Origin of the sequence: Streptomyces sp. TLI_185 (assembly GCF_003814765.1) — a bacterium.
Lineage (GTDB): Bacteria > Actinomycetota > Actinomycetes > Streptomycetales > Streptomycetaceae > Streptomyces.
Genome location: NZ_RKRB01000001.1, coordinates 3,296,021 through 3,320,317, shown reverse-complemented (window position 1 = coordinate 3,320,317; position 24,297 = coordinate 3,296,021). Strand labels below are relative to the sequence as shown.

Here is a 24,297-nt window from a genome sequence, read left to right as displayed (position 1 = left end):
CGGCGGTGTGTGACATGGCACTCGGCCGATCAGCCATGCCTGCGTCGCCGTGCCTGCCACACGGCCGCCGCGCCCAGCAGCGCGACCGCCCCCGCCCCCGCGAACAGCCCCACCGACGGGCCGCTGTCCTTCGTGCCGCCCTTCGCGGCACCCGTGGGCTTCTTCCCGGCGGCGACCTGCTCACCGCACCCCTTGCGCGGATACCCGTCGATCGCGCACAACAGGGCGTTCGTGTCGTACCGCAGCGGCTTCGCCACCGACGCCAGGGCATCCGCCGTCGTCCCGTCGGGAGACACCCGCGCGCAGACCGTACGGCGGGACGGCGGCGTCTCGCCGGACGGGGCGTCCGCCGCCGTACCGAAGTCGATGACGAGAGCCACCCGCTTGCGGCCTTCCTGGGCCGGAGTCCGCGCGCAGATCACCGCGAACGACGCCTGGCCGCGCGGCTTCGCCGAGTCGCCCGAGTCCTGGCTCACCGAGAAGCGGAAGCCCTGGACGGCGCCGTCGGAGGGGCGGGTGGTGGCGGGGCCCTGGGTGGCGTACGTCCAGTGACCGGCGTCGTAGTCCCAGAAGGACCAGTAGCGGTAACCGGCGGCCTGGGCCTGGCCGCTGCCGGTCAGGGCCAGCAGCAGCGCGGCAAGGAGCGGGAGCAAGCGGCGTATCACTGCTGCGCCTTCTTCTTGCGTCCGCTGATCAGGAAGCCGACACCGATACCGCCGACGAGGCCGACGCCGACCATCCACCAGACGCTGACGCCGGAGTCGTCCTTGTGCTCCGCCTTGTCCGAGTGCGCCGTGGGGGAAGCGGGGGTCGGGGCGGAGGCGGGCGCCGGGCCGGTCGCGTTGAGGAGCTTCACGAGGTCCTGTCCGCCGAAGTCGTGGACGTCGGCGGTCTCCGCGTGAGCCGCAAGGATCAGCTGCGCGTAGGCGGCCGGACCGGCCTGCCGGGCCCACGCCCGGGAGTTGGTCTCCAGCCAGCGCATGGCGTCGGCCGCCTTGTCGCCGTGGCCCGCGGTCGCGAGGGCGAGGACCGCGTCGGCCGTGTTGCCGTAGTCGGGCTGGGGCTTGGCGCCGGGGAGCGTCGACGTCAGGTGCTTGTCCTTGGCCAGGGCCTCGACGAGGTACGCGGCACCGTTCTGCGCCGCCTGCTCGGCGCCGGCGGCCTTCCTGCACGCCGGCGCGGTGCCGGCGGGCTTCGGCGCGTCCCCGGTCAGCCCCTTGCCGAGCGTGCCCACCACGGCCGCCGCGGTCGCGTCCGCGTTGGCGGACAGCTTGCCCTTCTTGTCCGGCTGGAAGGCGAAGGCGCCCGAGCCGTCCCCGTCGCAGGGGAGGGCGAGCTTCAGCAGGGCGTCGTAAGGAGACTTGCCGCCCTTCACGACCTGGTCCGGCTTCTCGCCCACGGCGGTCATGGCGCCGATGACGACGGACGTCGAGTTCGCGTCGCTCGCCCCGCCCGGCGCGTAGCCCCAGCCGCCGTCCTTGTTCTGCACGGACTTCAGCCAGGAGACCGCCTTGCCGGTGGCGGAGTCGTGCCCGCCTAGTGCGGCGAGGGCCTGGACGGCGGCGCCCGTGCTGTTCGTGTCGACCATGAGCTTCGCGTCACAGGCCTTCGCCGTGTCCGCGCGGAACGGCGCGAACGCCCCGTTCGCACACTGCTGTCCCACCAGCCAGTCCACCGCCTTCGCCGCCGGCTTCACACCCACGGTGTCCTGCGCGAGCAGTGCCAGCGACTGGCGCCAGACGCCGTCGTACTTCGGGTCGGACGTGCCGTACAGCCCGTCGGGCAGGGACGGGGCGGGGGACGCGGCGAAGGCGGGGACGGCTGCACCCAGTACGACGGTGGTGGCAGCCAGTACAGCGACGCTGCGGCGGACGACGTTCATGATCGGCGGGTGCCTCTCCCTGCGGGAGCGGGCAGCACGGGACACCCCGGGCGGCTCGGCTCCGTATGCCTCGACGGTGCCGCACGCCGACGGGCCGCCGACGCACGTGAGCCGGTCACAAGCGTGCGGGGCAGTCCGGCTGACCGCCTCGAACGGGCGGCTTACGGTTGCGGGTCAGCGCCGGAATTGCACCGGCTTCCCCCCGTACGGCGTGATGACGACCCGGCCACTGTACCGGCCCGTAGGAACACGCTGAGAGCTGCCTGTGAGGGCGTGCGGGTGATCGTCGCGATGTCATGACAAGGTTCGGGTCATGGCTACGGGGAAGCTGCTCGGCTCGGGGCGTGTCAACGACGTGTACGAGATCGACGAGGCCTGGGTACTGCGACGCAACCGCGAGGGGTGGGGTGACGCGACCGCGGAGGGTGCCGTGATCGAACACGTCCGCACACACGGCTATCCCGTGCCCCGGGTACTGCTCGCCGACTCCACGCGTACCGACCTGGTGATGGAACGGCTGTCCGGGCCGACGATGCTTCAGGCGTGCCTGGGCGGCTCGCTGGATGCCGAGGAGGCGGGTGCCGTAGTCGCCGACCTGCTACGACGGCTGCACACCATCCCCGCTAGGAACTCCGCCGACGGCAGAGTCCTCCACCTCGACCTGCACCCCGACAACGTGATGCTCACGCCCGACGGCCCGTACGTGATCGACTGGTCCAACGCGGAGGAGGGCCACCCGGGCCTCGACTGGGGTATCTCCGCCGTGATCCTCGCCCAGGTGGCAGTCGACGACCACCCGGTGGCCGACGGTGCCCGCGCCATGCTGACCGCCCTGCTCGCCGACCCCTCCCACCTCACCGAGGCCGGCCTGACGGAGGCCCGACGCCGACGCGCCGCCAACCCGACGATGAGCCGGCGCGAGATCGAACTCCTCGGGGAGGCCGAGGAGTTGATCCGTACGCTGCTGCGTTAGGGCCCGGCGCTCAGCCGACGACGGCCACCGCGTCGACCTCGACCAGCACCCCCTCCCGGACCAGCCGCGCGACCACCGTCGTACGAGCGGGCAGGGGCGAGCAGTCCGTGAAGAACTCCCGGTAGACGCGGTTGAACTCGGCGAAGTGGGCGCGGTCGGTCAGATAGCAGGTGCAGCGTGTGATCGACCGCCTGTCGCCGCCTGCCGCCGTAACGACGGCCTCGACGTTGGCGAGCACCTGCCGTGCCTGCGCACCGAAGTCCGCGGGCATCTCCCCGGTGACGGGATCCAGCGGCCCCTGGCCCGAGGTGAAGAGCAACGGACCGCCCCGGACCCCCTGAGACAGCGGCGGCGCGCTGCCGTCGGCAAACCGGACGAAGGGCGCACGGTCGGTGCGGACGGATTCGAGAGGGCCGCGGCCGACCTGCGGGGTCGGGCCGCCGAAGGGGAGGTGAAGGATCCGGGAGGCGAGCCGCCACTGCCCGTCGAGGCGGCGGAAGGTGTCCTCGTAGTGGCCGACCTGGACGGGAGGGGCGGCCCGCACCATGTCTCCCGTCCAGCCTTCGATCCGGTACGTCGTGAAGTACGAGGTGGCCTCGGCCGTGTCCGCCGATGTCACCGTGACGCGGATGTTGGACATGATCCGCCGCGAGAGCTTGTCGGCCGGCCGCGCGCCGAAGTACTTCCGCAGCGCCTCCCGCCCCTCGGACCGCCGCCCGTCACCCGGAGACGGCCACTCCCACACGCCGTCCTCGGTGAACAGCTCGGCCACGGAGGCCGGTTCGCCGAGGTCCAGGCGGTGGACGAAGTCGAGGATCAGACGCTCGCAGGCGCGTTCGGCGAGGAGTTGCTGCAACGGGTCCATGGGAGAGTTGGTAGCAGTGGCGGATCACCGGGCGCGACCGCTTTACACCGCCACGTACGTCACCGGATCGCTCCCCGCCACCGCCTCCGCCCGCCCCAGCTTCACCAGCCGCCGCAGATGGGCCTCGGCCTCCGAGACCGCGATGTTCCGTGATCCGTACGGGATCTGGGCCCAGGGCCGGTTCCACTCCATGCGCTCGGCGACCTGCCAGGGGGTGAGCGGTTCCACCAGGAGGGATCCGAGGCCGCTGAGCCGCTCCTCGTGATGGTTCAGCAACTCCCGTACGCGTGCGGGCGCGTCGGCGAACACGTGCTGGTGGGCGGGGAGCACCTCGGCGGGCGCGAGACGGCCGACGCGTTCGAGGGAGTCGAGGTAGTCGCCGAGGGGGTCGGTGACCGTGGTGTCGTCGGGGTCCTCGTACAGGCCGATGTGCGGGGTGATCTCGGGGAGCAGATGATCGCCGGAGAACAGCCGCCCGTGGCCCGGGAGTCGGGCCGGATGCTGCTCCTCCAGGTGCAGGCAGACGTGGCCGGGGGTGTGCCCCGGCGTCCAGATCGCACGCAGCCTTCGGCCCGGGAGGCCGAGGAGCTCGCCGGGGACGATCTCCCGGTCGGGCAGGGCGGGGGAGAAGCCCGGCAGGGTGGTGCGGGGGGCTGCGTCGCGCAACGGTGCCACGTGCTTCTCGGGGGCGCCGGCGGCGACCAGCTTGGCGGTCATGTACGCGAACCAGCGCCCCGGCCGGGTGTCGCGGGTGCGCCGCACGATCGCGGTGTCCGCGGCATGCATGGCGATCCAGGCGCCGGACGCCTCGCGCACCTTGCCGGAGAGGCCGTGGTGGTCGGGATGGTGGTGGGTGATGACGACGCCGTGCACCTCGCCCGCTGCCGTACCGCAGGCCGCCAGTCCCTCGGCGAGCGTGTCCCAGGAGGCGGGGTCGTCCCATCCCGTGTCGATCAGTACCGGCCCGCGGTCGGTGTCGACGACGTAGACCAGCGTATGGCCGAGGGGGTTGTCCGGGATGGGGACCTGGATCGACCGGACGCCTCCGCCGTGGTCGTACACCTGCGTCATGGGCTCCCCAATCACCGCGAACCGGCCACGCTCCGGCCACTATAACTAGAACGCGTTTCGATGGGAGCCTGAGGTCACCAACAGCTCGGGTGCAGTGCGGACTTGAGGCCGTCGCAGGGGTGGACGACCGGCATCTCGGCCGGCTCGGCCTGTCGGATGCGCTCCGGGGTCCAGTACTTCCTGATTTCTTCCGGGCTCTTCTCTTCCCGGTGGACGGAGACCCCGGGGCGGTGCGTGTCCGCCCATGCCGAGGCCATCCATGCGGCGCCGCAGAAGGCCAGGGCCACGGACGTGGAGAAGATCGCCCAGGCGCGTCCGCGCTTGTGGCCACCAGTCATCTCCCATGCCTCCTCCGGGCGCTCTCCCGGGCTTGATCATCGCAGGGCGGGGCGAAGTGATGTGCGGTCCGTGGACTACTCCGGAGGGAACTGGTATCAGTGCCGTATCTGATGAACCGTCAGAGACAGGCGCTCCGGGGAGGCAGTCGGCCATGACCGAGCTCGTGGAACACGGACAGCTGTTCATCGGCGGGGAGTTGACCGACCCCCTCGGCAAGGACGTCATCGAGGTGATCTCGCCGCACACCGAGGAGGTCATCGGGCGGGTGCCGCACGCCTCGCGGGAGGACGTCGACCGGGCCGTCGCCGTCGCGCGCCGCGCCTTCGACGAGGGCCCCTGGCCGCGGATGAGCCTCGACGAACGGATCGAGGTCGTCACCCGCATCAAGGACGCGATCGCCGTACGGCACGAGGAGATCGCCCGCGTGATCTCCTCCGAGAACGGGTCGCCGTACTCCTGGAGCGTCCTCGCGCAGGCGCTCGGCGCGATGATGGTGTGGGACGCGGCGATCACGGTCGCCCGGAACTTCACGTACGAGGAGAAGCGCGACGGCGTGCTCGGGAAGATCCTGGTGCGGCGGGAGCCGGTCGGGGTCGTGGCGGCCGTGGTCCCCTGGAACGTCCCGCAGTTCGTGGCCGCCGCCAAGCTCGCGCCCGCGCTGCTCACCGGCTGCACGGTGGTGCTCAAGCCGTCGCCCGAGTCGCCGCTGGACGCGTACATCCTGGCCGACATCACCCGCGAGGCCGGCCTGCCGGAGGGCGTGCTGTCGATCCTCCCCGCCGACCGCGAGGTCAGCGAGTACCTGGTCGGACACCCGGGGATCGACAAGGTCTCCTTCACGGGCTCGGTGGCGGCGGGCAGGCGCGTGATGGAGGTGGCGTCGCACAATCTCACCCGCGTGACACTGGAGTTGGGCGGCAAGTCGGCGGCGGTCGTCCTGCCGGACGCGGACGTGGCGACGACCGTCGCGGGTGTCGTCCCTGCGGCCTGGATGAACAACGGCCAGGCGTGCGTGGCCCAGACCCGCATCCTCCTGCCGCGCTCGCGCTACGACGAGTTCGCCGAGGCCTTCGCGGCGGCGGCGAGCGCCCTGGTCGTCGGCGACCCGCTGGATGCGGCGACCCAGGTCGGCCCACTCGTCGCCAAGCGCCAGCAGCAGCGCAACCTCGACTACATCCGCATCGGCCAGGAGGAGGGCGCCAAGATCCTCACCGGCGGCGGCCGCCCGCCGGGCCTGGACCGCGGCTGGTACGTCGAGCCGACCCTCTTCGGCGACGTCGACAACTCGATGCGGATAGCGCGGGAGGAGATCTTCGGCCCGGTGATCTGCCTGCTCCCGTACGGCGACGAGTCCGAAGCCCTGAAGATCGCGAACGACTCCGACTACGGGCTGAGCGGCAGCGTGTGGACGGCGGACGTCGGGCACGGCATCGAGGTGGCGCGGCAGGTCCGTACCGGCACGTACTCGGTGAACACCTTCAGCCTCGACATGCTCGGCCCCTTCGGCGGCTACAAGAACTCCGGCCTGGGGCGGGAGTTCGGCCCCGAGGGCTACGGCGAGTACCTCGAACACAAGATGATCCATCTCCCGGCGGGCTGGGAGGGCTGAGCGAATGGGGGTACCTCCCGCGCGAGCGCATTCGAGCGTGGGGGCGGGTGACCGCTGGCACGTCGAGGTCGACCGCTCCGTGTGCATCGGCTCGGCCCAGTGCGTCCACCGGGCGACCGGGGCCTTCCGTCTCGACTCCGCCATGCAGTCCCACCCCGTCGGGCCGGAGACCGACGCCAACGAACGCATCCTGGACGCGGCGGAGAACTGCCCGGTGGAGGCGATCGTGATCACGCTGTTGGGGAGCGGGGAGCCGGTGTTCCCGCCGGAGGAGTAGAGCCCGAAAAAGTACCCTTTCAGGGGTTTCATTCCCGGTCGGATGTTCTATTCTGGGAATTGGCCTACGGGACGAGTGAGGGAGTCCGAACCGGAGTAGCCGATTCTGGCGTGAAGCAGTCAGTCCGCTGGGACCGACGTCGACGGTCCGGGCTGAGAGGCCGGAAGACCGTGGATCGCAAGGTCTGCGACCGGAAGGCGACCTCCACTACCTGACCCGGGTAATGCCGGCGAAGGGAACCCGTCTCGTAGGTCCTTTGTGTGCCGGGGCTACGCTCCTGCGAATGCCGTAGGAACGATCAGGGCGGGGAAGAGTGCGCAAGGCCGAGGCCGGACAGCTGATCAAGCAGGCTCGTGAGGCGTGGGAGGCCGAGGAGTGGCTGCGCGCCGCCGGCCTCTACGAGCAGGTGCTCGCCCACTTCCCGGACGAGAAACCGAGCGCCGACTGGTGGTACGACGCCGCGCTCGCCCACAAGTTCCTGCGGAACTGGGCGAAGGCGTACGAGCTCGGACGCGAGGCGGCCGCCCGGGCCCCGCGCGGCGAGGGTGACCCCGCGCACTGGAACCTGGGCATCGCGGCGACCATCCAGCGCGACTGGGCGACGGCGCGCGACGCCTGGGCCGGCTTCGGCATCGACCTCCCGGCGGGTGAGGGCGAGATCGTGGGCCGCTTCGGCAACGCCTGCGTGCGGCTCGACACCGGCGGTGAGCGCGAGGTCGTGTGGATCGAGCGGCTGTGCCCGACGCGCGGGCGAGTGGTCAACGTACCCGTGACCGGAGGGCGGCGGTACGGCGAGATCGTCGTGCACGACGGCGAGCCGAAGGGGGAGCGGAGCTACGAGGGCGTCACTTACCCCGTCTTCGACGAACTGCTCCTCTTCGAGGCCTCCGAGCTGCCCACCCTGGAGGTGACCGTGGCGGCCGGCGAGGTGGACGACCTGAGGGCCCTGCTCGAGCTGTTCGGCGAGCACGGCTACGGCGCCGAACCCGCCAGCAGCGTCCGCGTGCTCTGCGCCTGCTGCAGCGAGGGCACCCATCAGCAGGAGCGGAGCCTGCCGGCGGGCACCCAGACGGTGTCCCTCGCGGCCCCGGAGGAGGAGGCGCGGCGGCTGCTGGCGCAGTGGGCGGACGGCGCGGTGATCGGGCGGAGCTGGAGCGGGCTGACGGCGATCGGCTGAGCCGGGCCCGTCGGGCGCGGCCAGGCGCTCCGCTGAGACCGGGCCCATGGGCGCGGCTGGGCGCTCCGCCGGCTGTGCCGATGTGCGGCTCCGCGGCGGGGTTGCACATCGGCTGTGACATCGGCCGCGGCAGCGGCGGGGCCCCGCGCCCCTTCAGGGCGCTGCCGAACCGCGGCCGACTTCCTCCGGCCTCCTCAGGACGGTTTTCCGGACGCCGCCGGATCCGTCAGGTCGATCAGCCGGCACACCGTCTCGATGTCGATCTTGACCTGGGCGATGGAGGCGCGGCCCGAGAGCCAGGTGATCAGGGCCGAGTGCCAGGTGTGCTCGATGACGCGGACCGCGGAGAGCTGCTCGGGGGTCGGGTTCTCCAGGCCCATCGCGTCCAGGATGATCACGGTGGTCTGGCGGGAGACCTGGTCCACCTCGGGCGAGACGCTCCGGTCGGCGAACGTCAGCGCACGCACCATCGCGTCGGCCAGATGTGGCTCGCGCTGCAGCGCCCGGAAGGCCCGCATCAGCGTCTCGGCGACCCGCTCGGCCGCCGTCTCACCCTGCGGCGGCTTCTTCCGCAGCGTGCCGTGCATGTGCTCCAACTGGTCCTGCATGGTGGCGACCAGCAGATGGATCTTGGACGGGAAGTAGCGGTAGAGGGTGCCCAGCGCCACCTGCGAGGACTCGGCGACCTCACGCATCTGCACCGCGTCGAAACCACCCCGGCTGGCCAGCTGCGCACTCGCGTGCAGGATGCGCCGACGACGCGCCTCCTGCCGCTCCGTGAGGGGCGGGGAGGCCGGCTGCGAGGTACGTGCTTCCACCTTGGCCACCTTCGCTTGCGCAGGCATGGATCCCGTTCCGTACGTTCCGTGACTATCGGTGAGGGCTGGTGATCGCACCGAGTTTGGCAGGGCCTCCGCCGTGGCGCGAATCACCTGATCCACTGCTCACTGCGCCCCTACCTGCCGGTAGATTCAGAGCCTCCTGGACGATCAAGTCTGAAACTTGTTCTAGATTAGCGTCCCGGCGTAATCTCGCGGGACAGTGCACGCAGAAGGGGGCCCAGAGTGACCGCTGAGGCCAGTCAGGCGGGTCCCCAGGAGGACCTCGCCGCCGACGGCGAGCGACCGCTCCACATCGCGCTCCTCACCTATAAAGGGAACCCGTTCTGCGGCGGACAGGGCGTCTACGTCCGCCATCTCTCGCGCGAGCTGGCCCGCCTCGGCCACCGTGTCGAGGTCATCGGCTCCCAGCCGTACCCCGTCCTCGACGAGGGCGCCGACTACGCCGGCCGCCTGAGCCTGACCGAGCTGCCGAGCCTCGACCTCTACCGCTCGCCGGACCCCTTCCGCACCCCGGGGCGCGACGAGTACCGCGACTGGATCGACGCGCTGGAAGTCGCGACCATGTGGACCGGCGGCTTCCCGGAACCCCTGACGTTCTCCCTCCGCGCCCGCCGCCATCTCCGCGCCCGCCGCGGCGAGTTCGACGTCGTGCACGACAACCAGACGCTCGGATACGGGCTGTTGGGCGATGTGGGCGCCCCCCTGGTGACCACCATCCACCACCCCATCACCGTCGACCGGCAGTTGGAGCTGGACGCCGCCGAGAACTGGCAGCAGCGGTGGGGCAAACGGCGCTGGTACGCCTTCACGCGCATGCAGAAGCGCGTCGCCCGACGTCTGCCCTCGGTCCTCACCGTGTCGGGCACGTCCCGCGCCGAGATCGTGGACCACCTGGGCGTCCGTGAGGACCGTATCCACGTCGTCCACATCGGCGCGGACACGAACCTGTTCTCGCCCAACCCGTCGGTCCCCGTCGTGCCCGGCCGGATCGTGACGACGTCCAGCGCGGACGTCCCGCTCAAGGGCCTGGTGTTCCTCGTCGAGGCACTCGCCAAGGTCCGCACCGAGCACCCCGACGCCCACCTCGTGGTCGTCGGCAAGCGGCCCACCGAGGGCCCCGTCGCCCAGGCCATGGAGCGCTACGGCCTCGAAGGCGCCGTCGAGTTCGTGAAGGGCATCTCGGACGCCGAACTGGTCGACCTCGTCCGCTCGGCGGAGGTCGCCTGCGTGCCGTCCCTGTACGAGGGCTTCTCGCTCCCGGCGGCCGAGGCGATGGCCACGGGGACGCCGCTGGTCGCGACGACCGGCGGCGCGATCCCCGAGGTCGCCGGACGGGACGGGGAGACCTGTCTCGCGGTGCCGCCGGGTGACCCGGGTGCCCTGGCCGCGGGCCTGAGCCGCCTGCTGGGCGACCCGGAGCTGCGGGTACGGCTCGGCCGCGCCGGACGCGAGCGGGTGCTGCGGCACTTCACCTGGGCCCGTGCCGCCGAGGGAACGGTCGCCAGATACCGCGAGGCCATCAGCGGCTCCCCGGCCCCGGCACACAGCGCGGCCGCACCGCCGAAGGCCGTCCTAGACGCCGTAGAAGAACTAGCCGCTTCCCACCCCGAAAGCAGGGCCACGTGCTGACCGTCGACTTCTCCCGGTTCCCGCTCGCCCCGGGCGACCGCGTCCTGGACCTCGGCTGCGGGGCCGGCCGGCACGCGTTCGAGTGCTACCGGCGCGGCGCCCAGGTCGTGGCGCTCGACCAGAACGGCGAGGAGATCCGCGAGGTCGCGAAGTGGTTCGCCGCGATGAAGGAGGCGGGCGAGGCCCCGGCGGGCGCCACCGCCACGGCGATGGAGGGCGACGCACTTGCCCTCCCCTTCCCGGACGAGTCCTTCGACGTCGTGATCATCTCCGAGGTCATGGAGCACATCCCCGACGACAAGGGCGTGCTCGCCGAGATGGTCCGGGTGCTCAAGCCCGGCGGCCGCATCGCCATCACCGTCCCGCGCTACGGCCCCGAGAAGGTCTGCTGGGCGCTGTCCGACGCCTACCACGAGGTCGAGGGCGGCCACATCCGCATCTACAAGGCCGACGAGCTCCTCGCCAAGATCCGCGAGGCGGGCCTGAAGCCCTACGGCACCCACCACGCGCACGCACTCCACTCCCCCTACTGGTGGCTGAAGTGCGCGTTCGGCGTCGACAACGACAAGGCGCTGCCGGTGAAGGCGTACCACAAGCTCCTGGTCTGGGACATCATGAAGAAGCCGCTGGCCACCAGGGTCGCCGAACAGGCCCTCAACCCCCTGATCGGCAAGAGCTTCGTGGCCTACGCGACCAAGCCCCACCTGCCGTCGGTGGACGCCCGGTGACCACTCCCCGGACAGAACACCTCGTCCTGCCCGGGGTCCTCACCGCCGAGCAGGCTGCCGCGACCGTCCGCGGCATCCTCGCCGTACAGCGGGAGGACGGCGCGATCCCGTGGTTCCGGGGACACCACCTGGACCCCTGGGACCACACCGAGGCCGCCATGGCCCTGGACGCGGCGGGCGAGCACGAGGCCGCCGAGCGGGCGTACGAGTGGCTCGCGCGGCACCAGAACAAGGACGGCTCCTGGTACGCGGCCTACGCCGACGGGGACGCCGAAGACATCACCGACCGCGGACGCGAGACGAACTTCGTCGCATACATCGCCGTGGGCGTCTGGCACCACTACCTGTCCACGGGCGACGACACCTTCCTGGACCGCATGTGGCCGTCTGTCTACGCGGCCATCGAGTACGTGCTGCGGCTGCAGCAGCCCGGCGGCCAGATCGGCTGGAAGGGCGAGGACGACGGGACGTTCACCACGGACGCGCTGCTGACGGGCTCCTCCTCCGTCCACCACGCCCTGCGCTGCGCACTCGCCGTCGCCGAACAGCGCGAAGAGCCGCAGCCGGACTGGGAGTTGGCGGTCGGAGCGCTCCGCCACGCGATCCGTCGCCACCCGGAGCGGTTCCTCGACAAGGACCGCTACTCGATGGACTGGTACTACCCGGTGCTGGGCGGTGCGCTGACGGGTACCGAGGCCAAGTCCCGTATGGAGGAGGGCTGGGAGCGCTTCGTCGTCCCCGGCCTCGGCGTGCGCTGCGTCGTCCCCAACCCGTGGGTCACGGGCGGAGAATCGGCCGAACTCGCCCTCACCCTCTGGGCGATGGGCGAGTCCGACCGCGCGCTGGACATCCTCCAGTCGATCCAGCACCTGCGGGACCCGGAGACCGGCCTGTACTGGACGGGCTACGTCTTCGAGGACGAGGCGATCTGGCCGCGCGAGCTGACCACCTGGACGGCGGGATCCCTGCTGCTGGCGGTCGCCGCCCTCGGCGGCCACGAGGCGACCTGCACGGTGTTCGGCGGTGAGCAGCTGCCGAGGGGACTGGATCCGGACTGCTGCGCCTGAGGTCTCAGTTGCGGGACATCCGTCCGGCGATCGCGTGGCCGATGAACAGGTAGACCACGGCTGCCAGGCCGTACCCTGCGATCACGCGGGCCCAGGCCTTGTCGAAGGTGAACAGGTCACGCGACCAGCCGGCCAGCCAGTTGGCCGCGTTGTGGACGAACTGCACCAGGTCGTTGGCACGGTTGGCGTCCAACAGGTACATCAGGATCCACAGGCCCAGTATGAGGGCCATGATGTCGGCGACGATCGCTACGACCGCCCCGGCTCGATTACCGCTGCTGTATCGAGACATACTCTCCGGATTGCCGCCGGATGCTATATGAAACCCGAACGGGTTCCCTCAGGAGTTCAGCTCGGCCAGCACCTGCAACGATTCCCGGTCCGGGGAGAGGGCCAGCAGATCCGTCACCGGCCCCTTGCGCCACAACTCCAGCCTCTCGGCGATCCGTTCACGCGGCCCGACCAACGAGATCTCGTCGGCGAAGGCGTCGGGAACGGCCAGCACGGCCTCCTCGCGCCGCCCGGACAGGAACAGCTCCTGGATGCGCCGGGCCTCCTCCTCGTACCCCATCCTCGCCATCAGATCGGCATGGAAGTTGCGAGCCGCGTGCCCCATTCCGCCGATGTAGAACCCGAGCATGGTCTTCACGGGCAGCAGGCCCTCGCGTACGTCGTCGCAGACCCGGACCTGGGCCATGGGGGCGACGAGGAAGCCGTCGGGGGCATCGGTGAGCGAGGCCTCGTACACCTCGGGGCGGGTCGGCGACCAGTACAGGGGGAGCCAGCCGTCGGCGATACGCGTCGTCTGCGCGATGTTCTTCGGCCCTTCGGCACCGAGGAGGATGGGGAGGTCGCGGCGCAAGGGGTGCGTGATGGACTTGAGTGCCTTGCCCAGGCCGGTGCCGTCCCCGCCGCTGTAGGGGTGGGAGTGGAACCGCCCGTCGAGCACGACCGGCCCTTCGCGCCTGAGCACCTGCCGTACGACGTCCACGTACTCCCGGGTCGCGGTCAGCGGCGACTTCGGGAACGGCCGCCCGTACCACCCCTCCACCACCTGCGGCCCCGACAGCCCCAGCCCGAGCATCATGCGCCCGCCGGAGAGGTGGTCGAGGGTGAGGGCGTGCATGGCGGTGGTGGTCGGGGAGCGGGCGGCCATCTGTGCAACTGCCGTACCCAGCTTGATGGTTGACGTCTGAGCCGCAATCCAGGTCAGGGGAGTGAAGACGTCGGATCCCCACGACTCGGCGGTCCACACGGAGTCGTATCCGAGCCGCTCGGCCTCCTGCGCGAGCGGCACGTGGTCGGGGGAGGGGCCGCGGCCCCAGTAGCCGAGGGCGAGACCGAGTCGCATGACGCCTCCATCAGATAACTGACGGCCAGTCAGATACAGGGCTGGGAGCTGCGACTGTACGACAACGGCCCCCCGCCCGGAAGGGCGAGGGGCCGGTGGTTGCTCGTTCGGCGGGCGTCAGCCGCGCTGGATCCCGGAGGTGTCCTGCAGCACGCCGCGGCGGCCGTCCTGCGTCTGGGCGACCAGGGCCGGGCCGCGCTGCTCGACGGCCAGGTACCAGGTGCCCGGCGCGAGTTCGGCGATCGGCGTGGGCGAACCGTCCTCCGCGAACAGCGGCCGCGGCACCGGCACGGCGAACCAGAACGGCGAGAAGTCCCCGGCCGGCGGCTGCGGGGCCTGCGGCTGCTGTGCCTGCTGCGGCTGGGCGCCATAGGGCTGACCCGGCTGCGGCTGCCCGCCGTAGGGCTGCTGCTGTCCGGCGCCGGGGTAGCCGTAGCCACCGGGGGGCTGGGCGCCGTAGGGCTGGGGGGCGGCGGGCTTGGGGGCGGGGATGAGGGCGGCTTGGAGGGCGGGGACGAGCTGCGAGGCGATCGCGCCGCCGGCGAGGATCAGCGCAGCGATCAAGCCAAGGATGAGGCCGGAGCCTGTGTTATCCGCGTCGATCGTCCACCACAGCAGCGACCACGCGGTCGCGAGCGTCAGGGCGACGCCGATCGGTCCCAATTCCAGGCCCGCGATCTTGCGGGGCTGAGGGAGCAGGCGGGCGACCACGATGAGCGCAGCGCCGACCACGCCGGCCATGTAGGTGCCGAGACCGAGCCCGAGGCTTACGTCCCAGGCGTTCGGGATGTCGGCCTGGCCGCAGAAACTGCCGCTGCAGCTGGCTACGTCGAGAAACGACGCGATGAACAGCAACACCGCTGCCCCGATCACCACGCCGTCGCCTCGTGTGAGGGAGCGGATATTCACTTCAGTCGGTCCTTCGTAAGTCGTCTCGTCGTCGGTAGACCCTATCGTCCGCCCGCTCGACGTGTCCGCCGGGATCAGCCCGCTGATCACGAACCGTGCAGGAAACTCACGATTCCATCAGAAATTCCTTGCGCGGCCTTCTGCCGCCAGGCACCGCTGGTGAGCAGTGCCGCGTCCTTGCTATCGCGCATGTTCCCGCATTCGATGAACACCTTGGGAACCGTTGACAGATTGAGACCGCCCAGGTCCTTACGCGTGACGAGGCCGGTGCCGTCGCCGATGTAGTTGGAGGGCGGTTCTCCCGTGACGCGGACGAAGTTGCCCGCGATGCGCTCGCCGAGGTTGGCGGAGGAGGCGACGATGGGGCGGGTGTCGGCGGCGCCCGCGTGGACGGAGCCGGGAAGGATGACGTGGAAGCCGCGGTTGCCGGCCGCGGAGCCGTCCGCGTGGATGGAGATCGCTGCGTCGGCGTGGGCCTTGTTGCCGATCTGCGCCCGCTGGTCCACGCACGGGCCCCAGGCAGGGGAGTTGCCGTCGTGGGTCAGCTTCACCGTGGCGCCCTGCTTCTCCAACAGGGCCTTCAGGCGGTGGGACACGTCCAGGGTGAACTGGGCTTCCGTGTAGCCCGAGTTGGTGGACGTACCCGTCGTGTCGCACTCCTTCTTGTTCGTGCCGATGTCCACCTTGCGTGCGATCTCGGTGGCGTGCTGGAAGTTGCCGGGGTTGTGGCCCGGGTCGATGACGACGACCTTGCCCTTGAGGGGGCCGGAGGCGGCGGGCGCCGACGAGGTCGGGGAGGCGAGGGTGGGCGCCGGACTGCTCGGGTTCTTGTCGTCGCCGGCCGAGGAGGAGGCGGGAGAGGAGGCGGGCGCGCCGGACGTCGCCGTCGTGGACGTCCGTACGGTCGCCTGGCCTGCCCCGCCGCCGTCGTCCCCGCTGCTGCCCATGGCCTCGTACACCAGCCACCCGAGCAGGGCGCCCGGCACGAGCGCGGCGACCGCCACGGTCACGGGGCTGCGACGGGGACGGCGGGGCTGGGGAGGATCGAAGTCCGGGCCTACGTACGACACGGCTGCCACCCTACGGGGCGTCAGGCCGATCCGCAGGGTGCCTGAGGTCTTGTGCCCACCCTATGCGGTACGGGAATGCTGTACGGGTCCGGTACCTTTCTTCTGTACGGTGTCCTACCGGAGGAGAGTGCGGCACATGTCGATAAGCGCTACCGAAGCCAGGCGGACCCTGTTTCCGCTCATCGAGCGCGTCAACACGGATCACACCCCCGTGAGGATCAGCTCGAAGAGCGGCGATGTCGTGTTGATGTCCGCCGATGACTACGACGCGTGGCAGGAGACCGTCTATCTCCTGCGCTCCCCTGCCAACGCCCGACGCCTCATGGAGGCCGTCGCACGTGACAAGGCGGGTGAGGCGGGCATCGCGAAGTCGATGGATGAGCTCCGCGACTTGGCCGGAGGCGAGGCGTGAGGGGTGTTTCCTTCGACCCGGACGGGTGGGAGGACTTCCTGTACTGGCTTGCCGCCGACCGTAAAACGGCCCGGAGGATCACGCGGCTGATCGGCGAGATCCAGCGCACGCCGTTCGAAGGGATCGGCAAGCCGGAGCCGCTGAAAGGTGAGCTGTCCGGCTACTGGTCTCGGCGGATCGACGACGAACGCCGTCTCGTTTACCGAGCAGACGACAAAGAAGTCAAGATCCTCAAAGCCCGCTATCACTACAGCTGAGGGCGGCGGCCTGGCACGTACGCTCACCGGTTCGCCGCAACACACGCAGCGAACCGGTCACCGAGACCTCCGTGAAGGCGCCGGACTCCAGTGCCCGCAGGTAGACGCGGTACGGCGCCTGGCCGGTGAACTCGTCTTTCGGGTCCGGGAAGACGTCGTGTATGAGGAGCAGTCCGCCTTCGGCCACATGGGGGGCCCAGCCCTCGTAGTCGGCGGTGGCGTGCTCGTCGGTGTGGCCGCCGTCGATGAAGACCAGGCCGAGGGGCGAGTTCCAGAACTTGGCGATCTGCGGCGAGCGGCCCACCAGCGCCACCACGTGCTCCTCCAGACCGGCCCGGTACAGCGTCCGCCGGAACGTCGGCAGCGTGTCCATCAGCCCGATCTCCGGGTCGACCGTCTCCGGATCGTGGTAGTCCCACCCCGGCTGCTGCTCCTCGCTGCCGCGGTGGTGGTCGAGGGTCAGCGCGGTGACACCGCTCTCGCGGGCGGCGTCGGCGAGCAGAATCGCGGAGCGCCCACAGTACGTACCGACCTCCAGCAGGGGCAGCCCCAGCGCGCCCGCCTCGACGGCGGCGGCGTACAGCGCCAGCCCCTCGTCGACGGGCATGAACCCCTTCGCCGCCTCGAACGCGGCCAGGATCTCCGGCTTGGGTGCCGCGGCCATGGGGTTCCTCCCGGTCGTACGTACGTCTGCGGCCCCCATGCTGCCGCACCCCCGGTCACTGATTCGACCGGGGGTGCGGCACGGCTTTTGGCTTTCAGGGGCGCGGGGAACTGCGCGACAAGCCACAACGAACCCGCAGACGCCCGGCGGCCCACCGTGGCATCCCACTAGGCGCTAAGCGGTCACTGCCTCGCCGGGCAACGAAAGATCCACGTCCACTGCCCCGTCCTCACCGGAGTGCGTCGCAGAAGAAGCAAGCGGCCCGTGCCCCGAAGCCCGTGCGGCCAGCACATACGCCCCCTGCGCCGGCACGGCCAGTGCGTAGCTGCCGTCCTCCTCGGACAACGTCGCCCCCGCCTGCCGGCCACGCCGGTCGATCAGCGTGACCTTCGCCCGGGCCACCGGAACGCCGTCGGCACCGAGCACCCGGCCACGGAAACCGCGCAAGACTTCCTCCGCCCGCTCCACGACGGCGTCGTCCTCCTCGCTGCTCGCGCGCAGCTGCGGCGCCCGGTTCGGCTTGGGCAGGAACAGGGCCATCAGCAGACCGACGGCGACCGCGCCGGTCGCGATCAGGAAGGAGACGCGGAAGCCGTGCATGGTCGGGATCGCCACGCCGCCGACGTTGTTCGCGGTGTTGGCCAGCACCATGCCGATGACGGCGCTCGACACGGACGTACCGATCGAGCGCATCAGCGTGTTGAGGCCGTTCGCCGCACCCGTCTCCGACGCCGGGACGGCGCCGACGATCAGCGCGGGCAGGGACGAGTACGCGAGGCCGATGCCCGCGCCGAGCACCACCGCGATGACCAGGCTCTGCCACGCCGCGCTCATCAGGCCGAGCCCGGCGCCGTAGCCGATCGCGATGATCAGCATGCCGAGGATCAGGGTGACCTTGGGGCCGTACTTCGCGGACAGGCGGGCGTAGACCGGCGCCGTGAACATCATCGTCAGGCCGAGCGGCGCCACCAGCAGGCCCGCGACGACCATCGACTGGCCGAGGCCGTAGCCGGTCGCCTTCGGGAGCTGGAGCAGCTGGGGAAGGACGAGGGAGACGACGTAGAAGGAGACACCGACCATGATCGAGGCGAGGTTGGTGAAGAGGACCGCCGGGCGGGCCGTCGTCCGCAGGTCCACCAGCGGCGCGGCCACGCGCAGCTCCATCACGCCCCACAGGACCAGTACGACGGCCGACGCGCCGAACAGGCCGAGCGTGGTGCCGGAGGTCCAGCCCCAGTCGCTGCCCTTGGTGATCGGCAGGAGGAAGAGGACCAGACCGGCCGAGAGGCCGAGTGCGCCGAGCACGTCGAAGGAGCCCTCGGCGCGCATCGGGGACTCCGGTACGACGAGGAGGGTGAGGAGGATCGAGAGGGCGCCGAGGCCCGCGGCGCCGTAGAAGAGGGCGTGCCAGTCCGCGTGCTGGGCGATCAGGGCCGCGAGGGGGAGGGCGAGGCCGCCGCCGACGCCGATGGAGGAGCTCATCAGGGCCATCGCCGAGCCGAGCTTTTCGCGGGGCAGCATGTCGCGCATCAGGCCGATGCCGAGCGGGATGGCGCCCATGGCGAAGCCCTGGAGCGTACGGCCGGCGATCATTGTGAGCAGTTCGCTGGTGAGGGCGCTGATCAGAGCGCCGACCACCATCACGGCGAGGCTGAGGATCAGCATGCGCCGCTTGCCGTAGAGGTCGCCGAGGCGGCCCATGATCGGGGTGGCGACGGCTCCCGAGAGAAGCGTCGAGGTCAGGACCCAGGTGGCGTTGCTGGGTGCGGTGTCCAGCAGCTGCGGCAGGTCCTTGATGACCGGGACGAGCAGGGTCTGCATCACCGCGACAACGATGCCCGCGAAGGCGAGTACCGGGACCACGGCCCCGCTCGCCCGCCGGGCGGGCTGTTCGGTCGTCGTGTGCGTCATTGAGTGAGGCCTCCAGGCCGTACGAGATGAAGAGCTGTGCGAGATAAGTGCTGGGTAAACCTCGTATGCACAGGCAACTATTCCGTTGCTTCGGGTCTCTAATGAATTCTTGACCCGGTCATGGGAATCTGATCAGCCGTCAGGCCTGGCGGGTTGGTGGAACGTGTTCTAGTCTCGCGCGCCATGAAGGCATACCGCACCGCCACGAAGGCTTACGTCGTCGGGGTCGGGATGACCCGGTTCGAGAAGCCCGAGACCCGTGACTGGCAGTACTGGGACATGGTGCGGGAGGCCGGTGGTGCCGCCCTGGCCGATGCGGGGATCTCGTACGGCGATGTGGAACAGGTTCCCGTCGGGTACTGCTTCCAGCCCTCGACCGCCGGGCAGCGCGCCGCGTATGAGCTGGGTCTCACCGGCGTCCCCGTCTACAACGTCAACAACAACTGCGCGACCGGCTCGACCGCCCTGATGCTGGCCCGGCAGCTCGTCGAGGGCGGGGCCGCCGACTGCGTACTGGCGCTGGGCTTCGAGAAGATGAAGAAGGGGGCGCTGGGCGGGGGTGCCGACGGGGGGGCCCGCGGCGGAGCCGCTAATGACTGGAGCGCGACATCCCCGGTGGCGAAGCACTACGGCATCATGGCCGCCCGCCATGGCTTCGAGATGACCCCGCCCACCGCCCAGATCTTCGGCGACGCGGCCCGTGAGCACATGGAGCAGTACGGCACGACCGAGGCGCAGCTCGCCGCCGTGGCCGCCAAGAACCACCGGCACTCGGCGCACAATCCGTACGCGCAGTTCCGGGACGTGTACGAGGTGGACGACATCCTTGCCGCGCGCACGGTCCACCGGCCGCTGACCAAGCTGCAGTGCTCACCGACGTCGGACGGCGCGGCGGCCGCGGTCGTGGTGTCGGAACGGTTCGTGGAGCGGCGGGAGCTGGGCGGGAGAGCGGTCGAGATCGTGGCGCAGGCGATGACGACCGACACGGAGGAGTCCTTCGCGTCCGGCTCGTGCATCGACGTCGTGGGGCAGCCGATGTCCAGGGAGGCGGCACGGCAGGTCTACGAGCGGGCCGGGCTCGGGATCGGCGACGTGGACGTCGTAGAGCTGCACGACTGTTTCTCCGTCAACGAGCTGCTGACGTACGAGGCGCTCGGGATGTGCGGGGAGGGGGAGTCCGGGAAGCTCGTCGAGTCGGGGGCGACGACCTATGGGGGGCGGTGGGTGGTGAACCCGTCCGGCGGGCTGATCTCCAAGGGGCATCCGCTGGGGGCGACCGGGATTGCCCAAGTGGCCGAGCTGGTGTGGCAGTTGAGGGGTGAGGCGGGGGAGCGGCAGGTGCCGGGCGCGCAGGTCGGGCTCGCGCACAACATCGGGCTGGGCGGGGCGGCGGTGGTGACGCTCGTGCGGGCGGTGTAGGTCCTGCGAACTACGTCCGGGTCCGGCGAAATCCCGATGCAAGGAGCGTAACCCGGTTGAGAGCATGACAGGCATGCTGGAAGCCGCTGATGCCACCCGGGCCTCGTCCCGCCGGACCACTCCTCCCACCTGGCTGGTCGTGGCGCTTGCCTGCGCCGGGCAGTTCCTGGTGGTGCTCGATATATCGGTCGTCAATGTGGCGCTCCCGTCGATGCGGGCCGACCTGGGGCTGAGCCCGCAGGGGCTGCAGTGGGTGGTGAACGCGTACACGATCGCCTTCGCCGGGTTCATGCTGCTCGGCGGGCGGGCCGGGGACCTGTACGGGCGCAAGCGGATGTTCCTGGTCGGGCTTGCCCTGTTCACTGCTGCCTCGCTCGGTGGCGGGCTGGCGCAGGAGGGCGGTCAACTGCTGGTCGCGCGTGCCGTGCAGGGGCTGGGGGCGGCGGTGCTCGCGCCCTCGACGCTGACCATTCTCACGTCGGCCGTTCCGGAGGGGGCCGCGCGGGCGCGGGCGATCGCGACCTGGACCGCGGTGGGGGCCGGTGGTGGAGCGGCCGGCGGGCTGGTCGGCGGGGCTCTGGTGGACGAGCTGTCGTGGCGGTGGGTGCTGCTGATCAACGTGCCGGTCGGGGCGCTGGTGCTTGCCGGCTCGATGCGGTGGCTGGTGGAGAGCCGGAACGGGGACGGGCGGCGGCTCGACCTGCCGGGTGCGCTGCTGGTGACGGCGGGGCTCGGAACGCTGGCGTACGGGATCTCGCAGACGGAGGCGGAGGGGTGGACGGCGGTGGCCACGGTCGTGCCGCTGGCCGCCGGGCCGGCTCTGATCGCGCTGTTCCTGGTCGTGGAGGCGCGTACGGCGGCGCCGTTGATGCCGCTGGGGTTGTTCCGGGTGCGGGCCGTGTCGTCGGCGAACGCGGCGATGTTCGTGAACGGGTCCGCGATGTTCTGCATGTGGTTCTTCATGACGCTGTACGCGCAGAACGTACTCGGCTATACGCCGCTGGAGGCCGGGCTGGCGCTGGTGCCGAGTTCCCTGGCGGTGCTGCTCGGGTCCAAGTCGGCGCCCCGTTTCCTGCCGGTGTTCGGCGCGCGGAACGTGGCCGTGTTCGGGACTCTCCTGGCTGCGGTGGGCTTCGCCTGGCAGTCGATGATGACGCCGCAGGGCGACTATCTGACCGAGATCATGTTCCCGGGGATCCTGATGATGCTGGGGGCGGGCCTCACGGCGACCCCGCTCGCCGCGCTCGCCACGTCCGGGGCGGCTCCCGGGGAGGCCGGGCTGGTGTCGGGGGTGGTCAACACCTCGCGCACGATGGGCGGTTCGCTGGGGCTCGCGGTGATGTCGACGATCGCGGCGACGCGCACGGCGGGCAGCGGTACGCCGGGGGCGCTCACGGAGGGGTACGCGCTGGTGTTCAGGACGGGCACTGGGGTGCTGCTCGCGGGGGCGGTGCTGATGCTGGTGTGGCTGCCGCGGACAATTTCGAAGAGTTCTGCAGGGTGAGGCAACGGTCCGGGCTGCTCATGGACTCCTTTGTACATCTAGGAGGTGCCCATGGGGGATCGCAAGGAAGCTCGGGACAAGGAGTTCCAGAGCTTTGTCACCGGCCGCTGGCCGCGGCTGCTGCGCACGGCATTTCTCCTCACGGGGGAACAGCACGCCGCGGAGGACCTGGTCCAGTCGACGCTCGAGCAGGTCTACGTGGCCTGGCGCCGGGTCGGCTCGGCGGACGACCCGGAGGCGTATGTACGGCGCGTGATGATCAACGCCCATGCGCGCAAACACCGCAGAAAACTGCGGGAGTTCCTGGCGCCGAAGGACGACTCGGGGCTGGTGCGCGAGGTCGCCGACACGGGTGACCACATCGCCCAGGCCGACGACCGGGGCGTCCTGCTGAAGGCGCTCGCCCAGCTGCCGTTGCGGCAGCGGGAGGCGGTGGTCCTGCGGTACTGGGAGGACCTCACCGAGACACAGACGGCGGAGGCGATGGGCTGTTCCGTCGGCGCGGTGAAGAGCAACGCGGCCAAGGGGATCGCGAAACTCCGCGCCATACCGGGACTGGCGGACATGGTGACAAGTGGGGGAGGGCGTAAGTGATGAGCGCGGACCGGGAGACGAACCACGACATGACGAACACCGACATCGCCCTGCTGCTCGCCGACGCGGCGGACGGGGTCGAGATCGGTATAGCCCCCACCCAGGCGGTGATCCGCGGTGGACGGCGGCGCAGGGCCCGGCGCTGGGCGGTGGCCACGGCGGCGGCACTGGCGATCGTCGGCTCCACTGGGACGCTGGCGCTTGCGGGGCTGCCGGGTGACGGGGACGGGCATCGGGGGGCGCAGGTGGCGACGCATCCGCCGACGACGACCGCGACGCCGAAGCTCGACGAGCCGCAGGGGACGATGCTGGCGAGCGGTAGCGAGGACGGACAGGACTGGGAGGTCTCCGTCGACGTGTGGGCCGCGCCGCGCAATGCGGAAGAAGCGCAGACCCAGTTGACCGCCATGACTGAGTACGGGGAATTCCCCGGCGAAGTCCGCAAGGCCTCCGACCTGATCGGCAAGAGCACCTACTTCGTGGAGAGGCGCTATGGGGACCAGCGGTCGCTGGTGACCTGGGGCACGCGTGCCAAGGGGGACGGGCAGTCGGGCACGGATCTGATGTCCGGCTCGGTCCGGTTGCAGCCCGCTTCCCAGGATCCCGTGCGCCTAGTGGTCGGGCGGGTTGCCAAGAGCGCCCAGGAGGTCACTTGCAACTGGAAGGACGGTACGAGCACCAAGGTCCACAAGGTTGCGGCGAACGTCTACGTCAACAACGGCCTCCCGCAGGGCATCCGACCCGCCGACGGCTCCCCGGACAACTGGTTCGTGTGCCTGGCGCCGAAGGGCACGGGCTTCAAGTCGGTGTTCGTGACGAAGTAGTCGAGGTGGTCAAAGTAGTGGGGGCCGGGGTGAAGGTCACAGCCACCCCTGCTGACGAGCCTCCCGCATCGCCTCCATGCGGTTGCGGGTGCCCGTCTTGCCGATGGCGGACGAGAGGTAGTTGCGGACCGTCGACTCGGACAGGTGCAGCTTGGCGGCGATGTCGGCGACCGTCGCACCGTCCACGGACGCCTTGAGGACGTCGCACTCGCGGGCGGTGAGGGGGCTCGGCCCGGCGCTGAGCGCGGCGGCGGCGAGCGCGGGGTCGATCACGGTCTCGCCGGTCAGCACCCGGCGGATCGAGGCCGCCAACTCCTCGACGGGGCCGTCCTTCACGAGGAAGCCGGCCGCTCCGGCCTCCATCGCGCGGCGAAGATAGCCGGGCCGCCCGAAGGTGGTGAGGATCAGCACCCGGCAGTCCGGGACCTGCTTGCGCAGCTCGGCCGCCGCGTCCAGGCCGCTCATGCCCGGCAGCTCGATGTCCAGCAGGGCCACGTCGGGCCGGTGGGTGAGCGCGGCGTCCACGATCGCGTCGCCCGCCGCGACCTGGGCGACGACCTCCAGGTCCTCCTCCAGGCCGAGCAGCAGGGCGAGCGCGCCCCGCATCATTCCCTGGTCCTCGGCGAGCAGGACCCGCACGTTCTTCGACGGCCGGTGATCCCGGGGCATCTCGTTCACGGTCCAAGAGTAGGGCGCGGACGCCACCGCGGCCCGATTAAAGGCTCGTCTAAAGACTTGTCATTGTTCCGTTCCGCGAGTCTTGACGGCCTCCAACTTCGGCCCAACAATCGCGTCTGCATTGGGAGTTCGCCTTTGCAATTCCTGTGCGTGCGTCCCCACCCGCAATTGTTCGGCATTTCGATCGTTGAAATAGGTTCGGTATTTCGGTCGAACAGTGTTCGGCATGTCGGACATGAAGGAGG

26 protein-coding genes, 1 pseudogene and 2 riboswitches are annotated in these 24,297 nt (G+C 70.5%); of the genes and pseudogenes, 13 read left to right on the top strand and 14 right to left on the bottom strand.

All coding sequences use genetic code 11. From position 1 onward, the window contains the following. Positions 1 to 29: 29 nt before the first annotated feature. Entirely contained in the window at positions 30 to 665 is a 636-nt protein-coding gene (locus EDD92_RS15105) for an SCO2322 family protein (protein ID WP_123964797.1), read from the bottom strand. Continuing rightward, positions 662 to 1,882, bottom strand: a complete 1,221-nt coding sequence (locus EDD92_RS15100) for a prenyltransferase/squalene oxidase repeat-containing protein (RefSeq protein WP_123964796.1) — start codon at positions 1,880 to 1,882, stop codon at positions 662 to 664. The genes EDD92_RS15105 and EDD92_RS15100 overlap by 4 nt, the downstream gene beginning before the upstream one ends. 128 nt (positions 1,883 to 2,010) lie before the next feature. Then, positions 2,011 to 2,084, bottom strand: a riboswitch (cobalamin riboswitch). Positions 2,085 to 2,195: 111 nt separating this feature from the next. Between EDD92_RS15100 and EDD92_RS15095 the strand changes: the two genes are divergently transcribed. Continuing rightward, on the top strand, positions 2,196 to 2,855 hold the full coding sequence (locus EDD92_RS15095) for a phosphotransferase (RefSeq protein WP_123964795.1): 660 nt from the start codon (positions 2,196 to 2,198) through the stop codon (positions 2,853 to 2,855). A gap of 10 nt (positions 2,856 to 2,865) precedes the next feature. Here the strand turns inward: EDD92_RS15095 and EDD92_RS15090 are convergent, their stop codons facing one another. The 4 genes and pseudogenes from EDD92_RS15090 to EDD92_RS15080 form a co-directional block, all read right to left on the bottom strand. After that, positions 2,866 to 3,201 carry a RidA family protein gene (locus EDD92_RS15090; protein WP_260327301.1) on the bottom strand — a complete coding sequence of 112 codons (336 nt, stop codon included), beginning with the start codon at positions 3,199 to 3,201 and terminating at the stop codon, positions 2,866 to 2,868. A 72-nt stretch (positions 3,202 to 3,273) separates the two neighbouring features. Next, positions 3,274 to 3,720, bottom strand: a pseudogene (locus EDD92_RS51085) (nuclear transport factor 2 family protein); the annotation flags it as partial. A gap of 42 nt (positions 3,721 to 3,762) precedes the next feature. Then, positions 3,763 to 4,791 (bottom strand): MBL fold metallo-hydrolase, encoded by a 1,029-nt coding sequence (locus EDD92_RS15085; RefSeq protein WP_123964794.1) that lies wholly within the window; start codon positions 4,789 to 4,791, stop codon positions 3,763 to 3,765. 74 nt (positions 4,792 to 4,865) lie between these two features. Continuing rightward, entirely contained in the window at positions 4,866 to 5,129 is a 264-nt protein-coding gene (locus tag EDD92_RS15080) for a hypothetical protein (RefSeq protein ID WP_123964793.1), read from the bottom strand. A 152-nt stretch (positions 5,130 to 5,281) separates the two neighbouring features. Between EDD92_RS15080 and EDD92_RS15075 the strand changes: the two genes are divergently transcribed. From EDD92_RS15075 to EDD92_RS15065, 3 genes are all read left to right on the top strand, one after another. Then, complete coding sequence (locus EDD92_RS15075; protein ID WP_123964792.1) at positions 5,282 to 6,739, top strand: aldehyde dehydrogenase; 1,458 nt, start codon at positions 5,282 to 5,284, stop codon at positions 6,737 to 6,739. Positions 6,740 to 6,743: 4 nt separating this feature from the next. Next, positions 6,744 to 7,016 carry a ferredoxin gene (locus EDD92_RS15070; RefSeq protein ID WP_123964791.1) on the top strand — a complete coding sequence of 91 codons (273 nt, stop codon included), beginning with the start codon at positions 6,744 to 6,746 and terminating at the stop codon, positions 7,014 to 7,016. A gap of 67 nt (positions 7,017 to 7,083) precedes the next feature. Further along, positions 7,084 to 7,271: riboswitch (TPP riboswitch) on the top strand. 58 nt (positions 7,272 to 7,329) lie between these two features. Further along, positions 7,330 to 8,193: a tetratricopeptide repeat protein gene (locus EDD92_RS15065; protein WP_123964790.1), complete on the top strand. Its 864-nt coding sequence runs from the start codon at positions 7,330 to 7,332 to the stop codon at positions 8,191 to 8,193. A 194-nt stretch (positions 8,194 to 8,387) separates the two neighbouring features. Here EDD92_RS15065 and EDD92_RS15060 read toward each other — a convergent pair whose 3' ends face one another. Further along, complete coding sequence (locus EDD92_RS15060) at positions 8,388 to 9,038, bottom strand: TetR family transcriptional regulator (RefSeq protein WP_123964789.1); 651 nt, start codon at positions 9,036 to 9,038, stop codon at positions 8,388 to 8,390. A 219-nt stretch (positions 9,039 to 9,257) separates the two neighbouring features. Between EDD92_RS15060 and EDD92_RS15055 the strand changes: the two genes are divergently transcribed. From EDD92_RS15055 to EDD92_RS15045, 3 genes are read left to right on the top strand one after another with little or no spacing between them, the layout of a single operon-like run. Beyond that, the gene (locus EDD92_RS15055; protein ID WP_123964788.1) at positions 9,258 to 10,664 is read left to right on the top strand and encodes a glycosyltransferase family 4 protein; all 1,407 of its coding nucleotides are present in this window, start codon (positions 9,258 to 9,260) and stop codon (positions 10,662 to 10,664) included. Next, entirely contained in the window at positions 10,658 to 11,392 is a 735-nt protein-coding gene (locus tag EDD92_RS15050) for a class I SAM-dependent methyltransferase (protein ID WP_115908450.1), read from the top strand. The genes EDD92_RS15055 and EDD92_RS15050 overlap by 7 nt, the downstream gene beginning before the upstream one ends. Continuing rightward, entirely contained in the window at positions 11,389 to 12,459 is a 1,071-nt protein-coding gene (locus EDD92_RS15045) for a prenyltransferase/squalene oxidase repeat-containing protein (RefSeq protein WP_123964787.1), read from the top strand. Before EDD92_RS15050 ends, EDD92_RS15045 begins: the two co-directional genes overlap by 4 nt. Positions 12,460 to 12,463: 4 nt before the next feature. Here EDD92_RS15045 and EDD92_RS15040 read toward each other — a convergent pair whose 3' ends face one another. The 4 genes from EDD92_RS15040 to EDD92_RS15025 all read right to left on the bottom strand — a co-directional run bounded on the left by EDD92_RS15040 (position 12,464) and on the right by EDD92_RS15025 (position 15,789). After that, positions 12,464 to 12,751, bottom strand: a complete 288-nt coding sequence (locus EDD92_RS15040) for a hypothetical protein (protein WP_030932055.1) — start codon at positions 12,749 to 12,751, stop codon at positions 12,464 to 12,466. 48 nt (positions 12,752 to 12,799) lie between these two features. Then, positions 12,800 to 13,810, bottom strand: coding sequence for an LLM class F420-dependent oxidoreductase (locus tag EDD92_RS15035; protein ID WP_123964786.1), 1,011 nt, complete (start codon positions 13,808 to 13,810; stop codon positions 12,800 to 12,802). A 117-nt stretch (positions 13,811 to 13,927) separates the two neighbouring features. Beyond that, on the bottom strand, positions 13,928 to 14,719 hold the full coding sequence (locus tag EDD92_RS15030) for a DUF5336 domain-containing protein (protein ID WP_185124024.1): 792 nt from the start codon (positions 14,717 to 14,719) through the stop codon (positions 13,928 to 13,930). An 86-nt stretch (positions 14,720 to 14,805) separates the two neighbouring features. Continuing rightward, positions 14,806 to 15,789 carry an N-acetylmuramoyl-L-alanine amidase gene (locus EDD92_RS15025; protein WP_123964785.1) on the bottom strand — a complete coding sequence of 328 codons (984 nt, stop codon included), beginning with the start codon at positions 15,787 to 15,789 and terminating at the stop codon, positions 14,806 to 14,808. Between the two features lie 136 nt (positions 15,790 to 15,925). On the opposite strand from EDD92_RS15025, the gene EDD92_RS15020 reads away from it, so the two are divergent. Both EDD92_RS15020 and EDD92_RS15015 read left to right on the top strand, forming a co-directional pair. After that, the gene (locus tag EDD92_RS15020) at positions 15,926 to 16,201 is read left to right on the top strand and encodes a type II toxin-antitoxin system Phd/YefM family antitoxin (protein ID WP_123964784.1); all 276 of its coding nucleotides are present in this window, start codon (positions 15,926 to 15,928) and stop codon (positions 16,199 to 16,201) included. Further along, entirely contained in the window at positions 16,198 to 16,458 is a 261-nt protein-coding gene (locus EDD92_RS15015) for a Txe/YoeB family addiction module toxin (RefSeq protein ID WP_123964783.1), read from the top strand. The genes EDD92_RS15020 and EDD92_RS15015 overlap by 4 nt, the downstream gene beginning before the upstream one ends. Here EDD92_RS15015 and EDD92_RS15010 read toward each other — a convergent pair. Both EDD92_RS15010 and EDD92_RS15005 read right to left on the bottom strand, forming a co-directional pair. After that, complete coding sequence (locus EDD92_RS15010; protein WP_123964782.1) at positions 16,433 to 17,122, bottom strand: class I SAM-dependent methyltransferase; 690 nt, start codon at positions 17,120 to 17,122, stop codon at positions 16,433 to 16,435. The genes EDD92_RS15015 and EDD92_RS15010 overlap by 26 nt on opposite strands. A 174-nt stretch (positions 17,123 to 17,296) precedes the next feature. Beyond that, the gene (locus EDD92_RS15005) at positions 17,297 to 19,033 is read right to left on the bottom strand and encodes an MFS transporter (protein ID WP_123964781.1); all 1,737 of its coding nucleotides are present in this window, start codon (positions 19,031 to 19,033) and stop codon (positions 17,297 to 17,299) included. A gap of 183 nt (positions 19,034 to 19,216) precedes the next feature. Between EDD92_RS15005 and EDD92_RS15000 the strand changes: the two genes are divergently transcribed. The 4 genes from EDD92_RS15000 (at position 19,217) to EDD92_RS14985 (ending at position 23,374) form a co-directional block, all read left to right on the top strand. After that, complete coding sequence (locus tag EDD92_RS15000; RefSeq protein ID WP_123964780.1) at positions 19,217 to 20,452, top strand: thiolase C-terminal domain-containing protein; 1,236 nt, start codon at positions 19,217 to 19,219, stop codon at positions 20,450 to 20,452. A gap of 73 nt (positions 20,453 to 20,525) precedes the next feature. Continuing rightward, entirely contained in the window at positions 20,526 to 21,956 is a 1,431-nt protein-coding gene (locus EDD92_RS14995) for an MFS transporter (protein WP_185124023.1), read from the top strand. A gap of 51 nt (positions 21,957 to 22,007) precedes the next feature. Beyond that, a complete protein-coding gene (locus EDD92_RS14990) occupies positions 22,008 to 22,550 on the top strand; it encodes a SigE family RNA polymerase sigma factor (protein ID WP_123964778.1) in 543 nt (180 codons plus the stop codon). Beyond that, positions 22,550 to 23,374 carry a hypothetical protein gene (locus EDD92_RS14985; RefSeq protein ID WP_185124022.1) on the top strand — a complete coding sequence of 275 codons (825 nt, stop codon included), beginning with the start codon at positions 22,550 to 22,552 and terminating at the stop codon, positions 23,372 to 23,374. The genes EDD92_RS14990 and EDD92_RS14985 overlap by 1 nt, the downstream gene beginning before the upstream one ends. 36 nt (positions 23,375 to 23,410) lie before the next feature. On the opposite strand, the gene EDD92_RS14980 is transcribed toward EDD92_RS14985, so the two are convergent. Continuing rightward, a complete protein-coding gene (locus EDD92_RS14980; protein ID WP_123970399.1) occupies positions 23,411 to 24,043 on the bottom strand; it encodes a response regulator transcription factor in 633 nt (210 codons plus the stop codon). Between the last annotated feature and the right edge of the window lie 254 nt (positions 24,044 to 24,297).